Genomic DNA, 12,826 nt, shown 5'->3' on the forward strand with positions numbered 1-12,826 from the left:
CCTTCAGTGCGCCGCGTGCCGCGGGGCGGCCTCCTGCCGACGGCGCCTGAGGCGCCCTTCCCAGAGCCCGACGACCATCATGACGAGGGTGGTGAGCCAGCCCATGGTGAGCAGGTCGACCGTGTAGGCCAGCGGAATGAAGGCCGCCAGCACCACGGCGCCGACGATGTGGGAGACCGGCACCACGCCGTAGACCACCTTCTTGTAGGTCGCGCTGCCGAGCAGATAGATCCCCGGCCCGGCCGAGAGAACCAGCGCATAGGCGAGCTTCAGCGGGTCGTGCGGATGCGCCATCACCAGATCGTTGCCGACGGCGGTGGCGATGATGCCGGCGACCAGAATGGCGTGAACGTAGTGGAAATAGGCGCCGATCCGGCCGGGATCGTCGGAATGGGTGATGGTGTCGGTGGCCTCCTTGCTGGACGTGCCGAAATACAGCCACCACATGGCCAGCGTGCCGAAGAAGGTGGCGAGCACCGCCGACAGGACGGTGACGTCCCAGCTCTCGGCGTGGGACAGGGTCACGCCGGTGGCGAGCAGCGTCTCGCCCAGCGCGACGATGACGAAGAGCTGGCAGCGCTCGGCGAGGTGTCCGCCCTCGATGGTCCAGTCGCTGGTCTTCGAGCGGCCGAGGCCCGGCAGCGCGAAGCCGAACATCGGCGAGATGTACTCGCACCCCACCGCGACGGCCCACAGGCCGATCCGCGCCCATCCCTCGGCGAAGACGCCCGCGAACCAGAAGACGGCGGCGATCAGCAGCCAGACGAGCATGCGCCGGTAATTGGCCGAGAGCGGATGATCCGCGCCCAGTTCCCAGACGATATAGGCGGTGCGGCCGACCTGGATCGCCACATAGGCGAGCACGAAGACCAGCGCCCGCTCGCCGAAGGCGCCCGGAATGGCCGCCGCCATGCCGAGACCGGCCAGCATCACCGCGAAGATCAGGGAACGGATGCGCGGCGTTTCGGGATCGAACCAGTTGGTGACCCAGCAGGTGTACTGCCAGCCGAGCCAGACGGCGAACCACAGGATCAGCGTCTCGATCACGCCGGTGAGCGACAGGCCGTGCAACAGCTTGGCGCTGAGCTGGGTGACCGCGAAGACGTAGACGAGATCGAAGAACAGCTCCTCATAGGTCACGCGGGCATGATGGCCGTCGCGCCGGCGAAGGAGCGGGTGTTCAGTCATCTGTTCGGACATGGGGCTTCCCTCACCGCGCGGGACGTTCGCAGCCGTCTATCGGGCGAAACGCCAGACGGCGATGCCGGCGAGCACGGCCGGCACGATAAAGACGATGAGCAGGATCGGCAGTTCGTCGCGCATGGAATAGCCGGCCTTCGTGACGCCGACCCACATGTTCACCAGCGCGATGACCAGCCAGACCGGGACGAAGGCCTTGGCGGCGAGCGCCAGATCGGGCGTGGCGCCGCCCCACAGCCTGCCGAACAGCAGAAACAGGCCGAGCAGGACGATCCCGCCGCCGATGACCATCGCCATGTGCATGATCCCGCACCCCTTATCTTCAGGAAAACACGCTGAGGTTCTTCGCGATGTCCTTGCCGGCATAGGGCGGGAACACGTCGAGCTCGACGTCCGGATTGCCGATCAGCATGGCCTTGGTGTTGCTGAGCGCGTCGAAGCCGGCCTTGCCGTAGTATTTCCCCATGCCGCTGTTGCCGACCCCGCCGAAAGGCAGGCTGTCGATCCAGCAATGCAGGTTGGTCTGGTTCACGCAGCCGCCACCGAAGGACAGGCTGGCGAGCACATGGTCGATGGTCTGCCGGTCCTTGCTGAAGATGTAGGCCGCCAGCGGCTTCGGCTTGCGCTTGATCACCTTCAGCAGCGCGGTCAGGTCGCCATAGGCCATGACCGGCAGCACGGGGCCGAACACCTCCTGCTGCAGCGCCGGATCGTTCCAGTCGGAGGGGTAGAGGACGGTCGGCTCGACATAGCGCGCCTCGACATCGAAGCGCCCGCCATGCACCACCTTTTCCGGCAGGATGTAGGACGCGACCCGCTCCGCGTCATGCGTGCTGATCATCCGCGCGAAATCCGGGCTCCGGCTCGGATCCTCGCCGTACATCTTCATGATCGAGGCCTTGAGCCTGACGATGAAGGCGTCCGCGACGCTCTCATGCACGCAGACATAGCCCGGCGCGATGCACCATTGGCCGGAGATGGCGTTGTGCCCCCACGCGATGCGGTCGGCGGCGACGTCGAGATTGGCGGTGGCATCGACGATGGTCGGATTCTGGCCGCCGAGTTCCAGCAGGACGGGCGTCAGGTGCTCGGCCGCGGCGCGCATCACCACCTTGCCCACGGCCGAGGAGCCGGTGAAGAAGATGAAGTCGAACGGCAGTTCCAGCAGCGCCGATATCTGCTCGCGCCCGCCGGTGACGATGGCGACGTTCTCCGGCGCGAAATAGCGCGGCACGAGATCGGCCAGCAGCGCCGCGGTGCGGGGCGTGGTGTTGGCGGGCTTGAGGACCACCGTGTTGCCGGCGGCGAGCGCGGCGATGGCCGGATCGAGCAGCAGGAGGATCGGCGCGTTGAAGGGGCCGATCACCAGCGTGACGCCGTAGGGTTCCTTGTAGATGACGCCGCGATTGCCGGTCGCTTCGAGGCCGTCCGGAATCTTCACCGTCTCCGGCGCCATCAGCGCCTTCAGGTTCTCGCGGTAATAGCGGATCACGCCCGTCGGCACGGTGATCTCGAACAGCTGCTCGAAGGGAGGCTTTCCGAAATCCTCATGAAGCGCCGCGCAGAGCGCCTCCCTGTTGTCGGCAAGCATCCGCTCCATGCGGTCGAGCTGATCGATGCGCCAGTCGTAGCCCTTGGTGGCGTCGGTCAGGAAATGTTCGCGCTGAGCGTCGAGAATGGACTGGAACGGATTGGTCACGCCGACCTCCCTTCATGCTGACGCGAAGAGAAACGCCCCGGCAGTCTCGCGATTGCCGGGGCGCAGGCCCTCACTTCGTGGTGTAGCCGCCGTTCACGAGGATGGTCTGGCCGGTCATCCACCAGCCCTCGGAGGCCAGCATGCGGATCCACGGCACGATGTCCTCGATGTCGGTGAGGCCGGTCTTGGAGTACTTGGACAGCGCCGCGGCGGTCTTGTGATAGGCGACCGCATCCGCGCCTTCGGCCGGGTAGAAGAAGCCGGTGTCCATCGGGCCGGGGCCGATCGCCGTCACCGAGATGCCGCGGTCGCCGAACTCCTTGGAAGCGGCGCGGGTGAAGTGCTCCACCGGCGCCTTGGTGCCGGCATAGGCGGCGTAGAAAGGCGTGTAGGCACCGAGCAGCGAGGTGACGACCGTCACGATCTTGCCGTTGTCGTTCAGGTGCTTGCCAGCTTCCTTGAGGAAGAAGAACGCCACCTTCGAGTTGACCGCGGTCATCTCGTCATATTCGGCCTCGGAAATCTCGACCATCGGCTTCTTCAGCACCTTGCCGACGGTGTTGATGGCGATGTCCGGGCGCCCCACGGCGGCGACGGTATCGGCGAAGAGCTTCTCCACCGCGCCGGCGGCGATCAGGTTCGCCTGCAGCGCCACGGCCTCGGCTCCCGCGGCCTTGACGGCGGCGACGGTGGCGTCGGCTTCCGCCTTGGTGGCCGCGGTGTTGTAGTGGATCACGATGGCCTTGGCGCCCTGCGCGGCGAAATCGCGGGCGACAAGCCCGCCGAGATTCTTGGCGCCGCCGGCGATGAGAACGGTTTTTCCCTTGATGGAATGATCGGTCATTTCGTCAGCCTCCTTGGAGTGCGGCCGCTCGATGCCGCCGCTCCTTTCGCGATGGCAATTTATCTCTTAGTGTTGCGCGAAAAATACGTTGCCTCTGGCTTCATTTGTCAGAATACGCGCACAATCGGAGTTGAAAGCGCCGTGGACCGGATCGACCTGTTCCGCATCTTCGCGCGCGTGGTCGAATGCTCCAGCTTCACGCGCGCCGCCGACACGCTCGGCCTGCCGCGCTCCTCGGTATCGGCGGCGGTGCTGGAGCTGGAGACACGGGTCGGCGCCCGCCTTCTCCACCGCACCACCCGCAAGGTCTCCCCGACGCAGGACGGCGTCTCGTTCTATGAGCGCTGCCTGCCGCTGGTCGCCGACGTCGAGGAGGTCGAGGGGCTGTTCCGCCAGTCGGCCACGCAGCTGACCGGCCGGCTGAGAGTGGACGTGCCCGGGCGGATCGGCCGCCTCGTCATCGCGCCGGCGCTGCCGGATTTCCTCGACCGCTATCCGCAGATCGACATCGAACTGGGCGTCACCGACCGTGCCGTCAATCTCGTCGAGGACGGCATCGACTGCGTGCTGCGGGTCGGGCCGCTGAGCGATTCCGGGCTGATCGCCCGCTCGATCGGCAGCCTGCCGCTGATCAACGTGGCGAGCCCGGCCTATCTTGCCCGCCACGGCATCCCCCGCGCGCCGGACGAGCTGACCGGACATTGGGCGGTGAATTACGCCTCTCCCTCGACCGGGCGCGTCGAGAACTGGGAGTGGGTCGAGAACGGCGCCACGCGGGAGACGCCGGTGCGCGGCCGCGTGACCGTGAACGGGGCGGAGGCCTACATCGCCTGCTGCCTCGCGGGGCTCGGGCTGATCCAGATCCCCGCCTACGACGTGCGCGCCCATCTGGCCTCCGGCGAGCTCGTCGAGGTGATGCCCGACTGCCGCGCGGCGCCCATGCCGATGACCCTGCTCTATTCGCACCGGCAGCATCTCTCGCGCCGGCTGCAGGCCTTCGCCGACTGGCTGGAGGCGCTGCTGAAGCGGACCATCTGCGGCGATCCCGGCCAGGTCTGAGCGCACGGACGGCCCGAGCCGGCGGACCCTCGCGAACGGCGTGGGAGCCGAAAGCTTCCCTATGGTGCGCAGATGCTGCATCGCACCTAAACGAAGGTTCGAGTCTTTCGAATTTATCGCCGTTGCGGCCAATATGAGTTTCGTATAGCGTCCATATGAAGATAAAAACGAAAGCGCTCCGATGTAACGGAAGCGCATCGTGGGAGACGCCAATTGGACGCTCGTACGCTGGACGAGACCTACGACCTCGCGATCATCGGCGGGGGCGTGAACGGCTGCGGCATCGCACGTGACGCGGCGGGGCGGGGCGTCTCGGTCGTCCTGTTCGAGCAGGGCGATTTCGCCGGCGCCACCTCCTCCGCCTCGACCAAGCTGATCCATGGCGGCCTGCGCTATCTCGAGCAGTACGAATTCCGCCTCGTGCACGAGGCGCTCGCCGAGCGCGAGGTGCTGTGGTCGATCGCCCCGCACATCATCCGCCCGCTGCGCTTCGTCCTGCCCCACCATGCCGGGCTGCGGCCGGCCTGGCTGCTGCGCCTCGGCCTGTTCCTCTACGACCATCTGGGCGGGCGCAAGCTGCTGCCGGCGACGCGCACGCTCGATCTCGCGCGCGATCCCGCCGGACGGCCGCTGCGCGACGATTTCCGCCGCGCCTTCGAATATTCCGACTGCTGGGTCGAGGACAGCCGCCTCGTCGTGCTGAACGCCCTCGACGCCGCCGAGCGCGGCGCCGACATCCGGCGCGGCGCGCGCGTCGTCTCGGCCCGGCGCGAGCCGGAATTCTGGCGCCTCGAGGTCGAGGAGGACGGCGTCCGCCACGCCGTGCACGCCCGCGCGCTGGTCAACGCCGCCGGCCCGTGGGTGCACGAGGTGCTGGCGCATGTGGTGAGCGCCAACTCGCCCGCCAATGTCCGCCTCGTGCAGGGTAGCCACATCGTGGTGCCCCGGCTCTACGAGCACGACCGCGCCTACATCTTCCAGAACGCCGATGGGCGCATCATCTTCGCCATCCCCTACGAGCACGACTTCACGCTGATCGGCACCACCGACCGCGACTTCGGCAGCACGCCCTCGAAGCCGGTCGCGAGCGCGGAGGAGATCGCCTATCTCTGCGCGGCGGCCAGCGAGTACTTCAAGGCGCCGGTGACGCCGGAGCAGGTGGTGTGGACCTATTCCGGCGTGCGCCCGCTCTATGACGACGGGGCCTCCAAAGCGCAGGAAGCCACGCGCGACTACGTGCTGGAACTCGACGACGCCGACGGGCGCGTGCCGGCGCTGTCGGTCTTCGGCGGCAAGATCACCACCTATCGGCGCCTCGCCGAACACGCGATGCAGAAGCTCGCGCCCTATCTGCCGGCCGCCGCCAAGGCCTCCTGGACCGGCACCGCGCCGCTGCCGGGCGGCGACTTCGGCGTGGCCGACCAGCCGCGCGTCGTCGCGCAGCTGCTGCGCGCCCATCCCTGGCTCGACGAGCGGCTCGCCCGCCGCCTCGTGGTCGCCTACGGCACGCGGGCGATGCGCATTCTCGACGGCGCGCGCGCCGCCGCCGATCTCGGCCGGGTGTTCGGCGCCGACCTCACCGAGGCGGAAGTGGGCTACCTCATGCGCGAGGAATGGGCGCGCACCGCCGAGGACGTGCTCTGGCGCCGCTCCAAGCTCGGCCTGCGCTTCACGCCCGAGCAGACCGCCGCGCTCGACGCCTTCATGCGCGAGGCGAGCCGCCTGCCCTCCCCGCCCGCCGCCGCGCAGGGAGGCGCCCGATGAGCCTCGAACTCGACCATGTCAGCCGCTCCGTCGCCGGCGTGCCCTACATCCGCGATGTCTCGCTGCGGCTGGAGCGCGGCAGCCTGAACGTGCTGCTCGGCGCCACGCTGGCCGGCAAGACCAGCCTGATGCGGCTGATGGCGGGCCTCGACGCGCCGACCTCCGGCCGCATCCTCGTCGATGGGCGCGACGTCACCGGCGTGACGGTGAAGAAGCGCAGCGTCGCCATGGTCTACCAGCAGTTCATCAACTACCCCGCGCTGACGGTCTACGAGAACATCGCTTCTCCCCTGCGCGTGCAGGGCCTGTCGCGGACGGAGATCGAGGCGCGCGTGACCGAGGCCGCCAGGCTGCTGAAGCTCGACCCCTATCTCCAGCGCACGCCGCTGGCGCTTTCCGGCGGCCAGCAGCAGCGCACCGCCATCGCCCGCGCGCTGGTGAAGCGCGCCGACCTCGTGCTGCTCGACGAGCCGCTGGCCAATCTCGACTACAAGCTGCGCGAGGAACTGCGCGAGGAGCTGCCGCGCATCTTCGCCTCCACCGGCGCCGTCTTCGTCTACGCCACGACCGAGCCGACCGAGGCGCTGCTGCTCGGCGGCAATACCGCGACGCTGATGGAAGGCGCGCTGACGCAGTTCGGCCCGACGGCGCAGGTCTATCGCCGCCCGGCCGATCTCGCCACGGCGAAGGTCTTCTCCGACCCGCCGCTCAACGCGCTGCGCATCACCAAGTCGAGCCACACGGTTCTGCTGAAGGGCGGCACGGTGCTGCCGGCCACCGGCATCTTCGCCAGCGTGCCGGACGGCGCCTACACCATGGGCGTGCGGGCTCATCATCTCGGGGTGGGCGAGATACCGCTCGCCGAGGAGGTTCCGGCGCATGACGGGCTCATCCGCCTCGGCGCGTCCGTCGCGGTGACGGAGGTCACGGGTTCGGAGAGCTTCCTGCACATGGACATGGGCGAGGAGCGCCTCACCGCGCTGGTCTCCGGCGTGCGACGGCTGGAGCCGGGCGCCGCGGTCGAGGTGATGATCGATCCCCGCCACATCCTGTTGTTCGACGCCGACGGCCAGCGGGCCGGGCGCGCGTTCGACGCGGCGGCCTGAGGAGGAGCGGACAATGGCCAGCATCACCCTCGACGGCCTCGCCCACGCCTACCGGCCCGACCCGCGCGGCCCGCAGGACTACGCGCTGAAGGAGATCAACCACGTCTGGCGGCAGGGTGGCGCCTACGCGCTGCTCGGCCCCTCCGGCTGCGGCAAGACCACCCTGCTCAACATCATCTCCGGCCTCGTCATCCCGACCAAGGGCCGCATCCTGTTCAACGACCGCGACGTGACCCACCTGCCGACCGAGGCCCGCAACATCGCGCAGGTGTTCCAGTTCCCGGTCGTCTACAACACGATGAGCGTGCGCGAGAACCTCGCCTTCCCGCTGAAGAACCGGCACCTGCCGCGCGAGGCCATCGCCCGGCGCGTCGAGGAGATCGCCCATCGGCTCGACCTGTCGGCGGTGCTCGACCGCAAGGCCTCGAACCTCACCGCCGACGCCAAGCAGAAGATCTCGCTCGGGCGCGGCCTCGTGCGCTCGGACGTCAACGCCATCCTGTTCGACGAGCCGCTGACCGTCATCGACCCGCACCTGAAATGGCAGCTGCGCTCCACGCTGAAGGAGCTGCACCGGGCGCTCGACCTCACCATGATCTACGTGACCCACGACCAGACCGAGGCGCTGACCTTCGCCGACACGGTCGTCGTCATGCATGACGGCGCGGTGGTGCAGACGGGCACGCCGGAGGAGCTGTTCGAGCGCCCGGCGCACACCTTCGTCGGCCATTTCATCGGCTCGCCGGGCATGAACGTGCTGCCGGCGAGGGTCGAGGGCCGCACGGCGCATATCGGCGACGTCGCCATCGAGCTGGTGCGCGCCTACCCCTCCCTGCCGGCGGGCGAGCGGATCGAACTCGGCGTGCGGCCGGAATTCGCCACGCTGGCGGGCGCCGGCACCGGACTGCCGGTGAAGGTGCGGCGCATCGACGACATCGGCCGCGCCCGCATCGCCCGCATCGAGATCGCCGGCCACCCGGCCGCCGCCATGGTGCCGGACGCGCTGGCGCTCGACGGCGACACCGCCGGGCTGCGGCTCGATCCCCGGCAGGTCCACATCTATGCCGGCGGCGTCCTCGTCGAAGGGGAAACGGCAAACCGCGAGGGAGGGGCGTGATGGAAAAGCCGCTCAACAACCGCGCCTGGCTGCTGGTCGCGCCGGTTTTCCTCATCGTCGCCTTCTCGGCCATCCTGCCGATCATGACGGTGGTGAACTATTCGGTGCAGGACACCTTCGGCAACAACCAGTTCTTCTGGAACGGGCTGGGCTGGTTCCAGGAACTGCTCGATCCCTCGACCGAGCTCGGCGGGCGCTTCTTCGACGCGCTGTGGCGCAACCTGCTGTTCTCCGCGATCATCCTCGCCATCGAGGTGCCGCTCGGCATCCTCGTCGCGCTGTCCATGCCGCGCGAGGGCTGGAAGGTCGCCGCCACGCTGGTGATCATGGCGCTGCCGCTGCTGATCCCGTGGAACGTCGTCGGCACCATCTGGCAGGTCTTCGCGCGCGCCGATATCGGCCTCGTCGGCTGGGGGCTGAACGCGCTCGGCATTCCCTACAACTACACGGGCGATCCCATCGCCGCCTGGATCACCATCGTGGTGATGGACGTGTGGCACTGGACCAGCCTGGTGGCGCTGCTGTGCTATGCCGGCCTCAAGTCGATCCCCGACGCCTATTATCAGGCGGCGCGCATCGACGGCGCCTCGCGCTGGGCGATCTTCACCACCATCCAGCTGCCGAAGATGAAGCGCGTGCTGCTGATCGCGGTGCTGCTGCGCTTCATGGACAGCTTCATGATCTACACCGAGCCCTTCGTGCTGACCGGCGGCGGCCCCGGCAACGCCACGACCTTCCTTTCCATCGACCTCGTGAAGCTCGCCCTCGGCCAGTTCGATCTCGGCAAGGCGGCGGCGATGTCTCTGGTCTATAATCTCATCGTGCTCGCCCTGTGCTGGGTCTTCTACACGGTGATGACCAATACCGGCACCGAGCGGCCCGACCAGGGGGGCGCGGCATGAGCATCTCCTCGTCGCCGCGATTCCATCGACCGTCATCCCCGGGCTTGACCCGGGGATCCATGACCGGGTTCGCCGCCTGCCAGGAAGGCGTGGATGGCCGGGACAAGCCCGGCCATGACGGCGGACTGAATTTCAGGCTCGACGCAATCGGCATCGGAGATCGGCGATGAACCCGAACACGCGCGGCGGCGCCTTCATCATGGCGCTGTACCTGCTCTTCCTGATCATGCCGATCTACTGGCTCGTGAACATGAGCCTGAAGACCAATTTCGAGATCAATTCCGGCGTCACGCTGTGGCCGCGGGATCTGACCTTCGAGCACTACATCAAGATCTTCACCGACTCGAGCTGGTATTCGGGCTACATCAACTCGCTCACCTATGTAGTGCTGAACACCATCATCTCGATCGCGCTGGCGCTGCCGGCGGCCTACGCCTTCTCGCGCTATCGCTTCGTCGGCGAGAAGCACCTGTTCTTCTGGCTGCTGTCGAACCGCATGGCGCCGCCGGCGGTGTTCGCCCTGCCCTTCTTCAACCTCTACTCAGCCATCGGCCTGTTCGACACGCCCTGGGCCGTGGCGCTGGCGCACTGCCTGTTCAACGTGCCGCTGGCGGTGTGGATCCTGGAAGGCTTCATGTCCGGCGTGCCGCGCGAGATCGACGAGACGGCGGCGATCGACGGCTATTCCTTCCCGCGCTTCTTCGTGAAGATCTTCATGCCGCTGATCGCCTCCGGCATCGGCGTCGCCGCCTTCTTCTGCTTCATGTTCTCCTGGGTCGAGCTCTTGCTGGCGCGCACGCTGACAGCCACCAACGCCAAGCCGATCGCGGTGACGATGACCCGCACCGTCTCGGCGGCCGGCATGGACTGGGGCCTGCTGGCGGCGGCGGGGGTGCTGACCATCATCCCCGGCGCGCTGGTGATCTGGTTCGTGCGCAACTACATCGCCAAGGGCTTCGCCCTCGGGCGGGTGTGAGGAGGAGGCCGCGATGGACGACGTCACCACCCGCCTCGCCGAGAACACCGCCTGGATGGCCTGGACCTGGCAGACCGGGCTGTTCTTCGCCGTCATCATCGGGCTGCTGCTCACCTTCACGCTGCTCGCGGTGTGGCGGCCGGAGCGCGCCCGCGTCGGCGTGCTCGGCATCCCGACCACGCGCGGCGACCGGCTGTTCATCACGCTGCTGGGCAGCGCCTTCATCAATCTCGCCTGGCTCGGCCTGGTGGGACCCGAACTCGGCTGGGCGCTCGCGCTCTGCCTTGTCTACGCACTGGCGGTGTTCCGCCTCGTGTGAACTTGCCTAAGCGGCAGCAAGCCGCGGGACTCTGGGAAGAAACGGGAGGAAAGACCCATGTTGCAGTCACCGAGCCGTGGCCGGCTTCTGCTGGCCGCCAGCGCCGCGGCGCTGATCGCCTTCGCCGCGCCGGCGCGCGCGGACGAGGCCGCCGCCAAGAAGTGGATCGACAGCGAGTTCCAGCCCTCGACGCTCTCCAAGGACGAGCAGCTGAAGGAGATGGAGTGGTTCATCAAGGCTGCCGAACCCTTCAAGGGCATGGAGATCAACGTCGTCTCCGAGACCATCACCACGCATGAATACGAGGCCAAGGTCCTCGCCAAGGCGTTCTCGGAGATCACCGGGATCAAGCTCACCCACGACCTCATCCAGGAGGGCGACGTGGTGGAGAAGATCCAGACGCAGATGCAGTCGGGCAAGAACATCTACGATGCGTGGGTGAACGATTCCGACCTCATCGGCACGCATTTCCGCTACAAGCAGGTGGTGCCGCTCACCGACTGGATGGCGGCCGAGGGCAAGGACGTCACGTCGCCGACGCTCGACCTCGCCGACTTCATCGGCATCTCCTTCACCACCGCGCCGGACGGGAAGGTCTACCAGCTTCCCGACCAGCAGTTCGCGAACCTCTACTGGTTCCGCTACGACTGGTTCACCAACCCGGACATCAAGGCCAAGTTCAAGGCCAAGTACGGCTACGAGCTGGGCGTGCCGGTGAACTGGTCCGCCTATGAGGACATTGCCGAGTTCTTCACCAACGACGTGAAGGAGGTCAACGGCGTCAAGGTCTATGGCAACATGGACTACGGCAAGAAGGACCCCTCGCTCGGCTGGCGCTTCACCGATGCGTGGCTCTCCATGGCCGGCAACGGCGACCGCGGCCTGCCGAACGGCAAGCCGGTCGACGAATGGGGCATCCGCATGGAAGGCTGCCGCCCGGTCGGCTCCTCGGTCGAGCGCGGCGGCGACACCAACGGCCCGGCGGCGGTCTATTCGATCACCAAGTACATCGAGTGGCTGAAGAAATACACGCCGCAGCAGGCGCTCGGCATGACCTTCTCGGAGGCCGGCCCGGTTCCCGCGCTGGGCAACATCGCCCAGCAGATGTTCTGGTACACCGCCTTCACCGCCGACATGGTGAAGCCCGGCCTGCCGGTGATGAACGCCGACGGCACGCCGAAGTGGCGCATGGCGCCTTCGCCGAAGGGCGCCTACTGGAAGGACGGCATGAAGCTCGGCTACCAGGACGTGGGTTCCTGGACGCTGCTGAAATCGACCCCGGTCGACCGCCGCAAGGCGGCCTGGCTCTACGCCCAGTTCGTCACCTCCAAGACCGTCTCGCTGAAGAAGAGCCATGTCGGCCTCACCTTCATCCGCGAGAGCGACATCTGGGACAAGAGCTTCACCGAGCGCGCGCCCCAGCTCGGCGGCCTGATCGAGTTCTACCGCTCGCCGGCCCGCGTGCAGTGGTCGCCGACCGGCGTGAACGTGCCGGACTACCCCAAGCTCGCCCAGCTCTGGTGGCAGAACATCGGTGACGCCTCCTCCGGCGCGAAGACGCCGCAGGCCGCCATGGATGCGCTCGCCGCCGCGCAGGACTCCGTCATGGAGCGCCTGGAACGCTCGGGCGTGCAGGGCGAATGCGGCCCGAAGCTGAACGCCAAGCACCCGATGGAGTACTGGGTCGACCTCGCCAAGAAGGAGGGCAACCTCGCGCCGCAGCCCAAGCTCGCCAACGAGAAGCCGCAGGGCGAGACGGTCGATTACGACGCCCTGATCAAGAGCTGGCCCGCGACCCCGCCGAAGAAGGCGTCCAACTGACGCCCTCTTCCAGGGCACA

Annotated in this window: 12 protein-coding genes; 8 read left to right on the forward strand and 4 right to left on the reverse strand. The window is 67.5% G+C overall.

Annotated features, from left to right (window positions below):
• Positions 1-3: 3 nt before the first annotated feature.
• From STARVERO_RS00780 to STARVERO_RS00795, 4 genes are all read right to left on the reverse strand, one after another.
• Positions 4-1,200 carry a low temperature requirement protein A gene (locus STARVERO_RS00780; protein ID WP_159597573.1) on the reverse strand — a complete coding sequence of 399 codons (1,197 nt, stop codon included), beginning with the start codon at positions 1,198-1,200 and terminating at the stop codon, positions 4-6.
• A gap of 36 nt (positions 1,201-1,236) precedes the next feature.
• Positions 1,237-1,497, reverse strand: a complete 261-nt coding sequence (locus STARVERO_RS00785; protein ID WP_244616464.1) for a hypothetical protein — start codon at positions 1,495-1,497, stop codon at positions 1,237-1,239.
• Between the two features lie 25 nt (positions 1,498-1,522).
• Positions 1,523-2,899 carry an aldehyde dehydrogenase family protein gene (locus tag STARVERO_RS00790; protein ID WP_159597574.1) on the reverse strand — a complete coding sequence of 459 codons (1,377 nt, stop codon included), beginning with the start codon at positions 2,897-2,899 and terminating at the stop codon, positions 1,523-1,525.
• Between the two features lie 70 nt (positions 2,900-2,969).
• Positions 2,970-3,743: an SDR family oxidoreductase gene (locus tag STARVERO_RS00795; protein ID WP_144341899.1), complete on the reverse strand. Its 774-nt coding sequence runs from the start codon at positions 3,741-3,743 to the stop codon at positions 2,970-2,972.
• A gap of 141 nt (positions 3,744-3,884) precedes the next feature.
• Between STARVERO_RS00795 and STARVERO_RS00800 the strand changes: the two genes are divergently transcribed.
• The 8 genes from STARVERO_RS00800 to STARVERO_RS00835 all read left to right on the forward strand — a co-directional run bounded on the left by STARVERO_RS00800 (position 3,885) and on the right by STARVERO_RS00835 (position 12,807).
• Positions 3,885-4,802, forward strand: a complete 918-nt coding sequence (locus STARVERO_RS00800) for a LysR family transcriptional regulator (protein ID WP_159597575.1) — start codon at positions 3,885-3,887, stop codon at positions 4,800-4,802.
• Between the two features lie 228 nt (positions 4,803-5,030).
• Positions 5,031-6,566, forward strand: coding sequence for a glycerol-3-phosphate dehydrogenase (gene glpD / locus STARVERO_RS00805; RefSeq protein WP_159601494.1), 1,536 nt, complete (start codon positions 5,031-5,033; stop codon positions 6,564-6,566).
• Entirely contained in the window at positions 6,563-7,672 is a 1,110-nt protein-coding gene (locus STARVERO_RS00810; RefSeq protein WP_144341897.1) for an ABC transporter ATP-binding protein, read from the forward strand. Before glpD ends, STARVERO_RS00810 begins: the two co-directional genes overlap by 4 nt.
• 13 nt (positions 7,673-7,685) lie before the next feature.
• On the forward strand, positions 7,686-8,789 hold the full coding sequence (locus tag STARVERO_RS00815; protein WP_159597576.1) for an ABC transporter ATP-binding protein: 1,104 nt from the start codon (positions 7,686-7,688) through the stop codon (positions 8,787-8,789).
• The gene (locus STARVERO_RS00820) at positions 8,789-9,691 is read left to right on the forward strand and encodes a carbohydrate ABC transporter permease (RefSeq protein WP_144341895.1); all 903 of its coding nucleotides are present in this window, start codon (positions 8,789-8,791) and stop codon (positions 9,689-9,691) included. Before STARVERO_RS00815 ends, STARVERO_RS00820 begins: the two co-directional genes overlap by 1 nt.
• 166 nt (positions 9,692-9,857) lie before the next feature.
• Positions 9,858-10,667, forward strand: coding sequence for a carbohydrate ABC transporter permease (locus STARVERO_RS00825; RefSeq protein ID WP_144341894.1), 810 nt, complete (start codon positions 9,858-9,860; stop codon positions 10,665-10,667).
• Between the two features lie 13 nt (positions 10,668-10,680).
• Positions 10,681-10,986: a DUF2160 domain-containing protein gene (locus STARVERO_RS00830; RefSeq protein ID WP_144341893.1), complete on the forward strand. Its 306-nt coding sequence runs from the start codon at positions 10,681-10,683 to the stop codon at positions 10,984-10,986.
• Between the two features lie 57 nt (positions 10,987-11,043).
• Entirely contained in the window at positions 11,044-12,807 is a 1,764-nt protein-coding gene (locus STARVERO_RS00835) for an ABC transporter substrate-binding protein (protein ID WP_159597577.1), read from the forward strand.
• Positions 12,808-12,826: the final 19 nt, after the last annotated feature.

It is taken from the genome of Starkeya nomas, from assembly GCF_902703545.1.
Taxonomy (GTDB): domain Bacteria; phylum Pseudomonadota; class Alphaproteobacteria; order Rhizobiales; family Xanthobacteraceae; genus Ancylobacter; species Ancylobacter moscoviensis.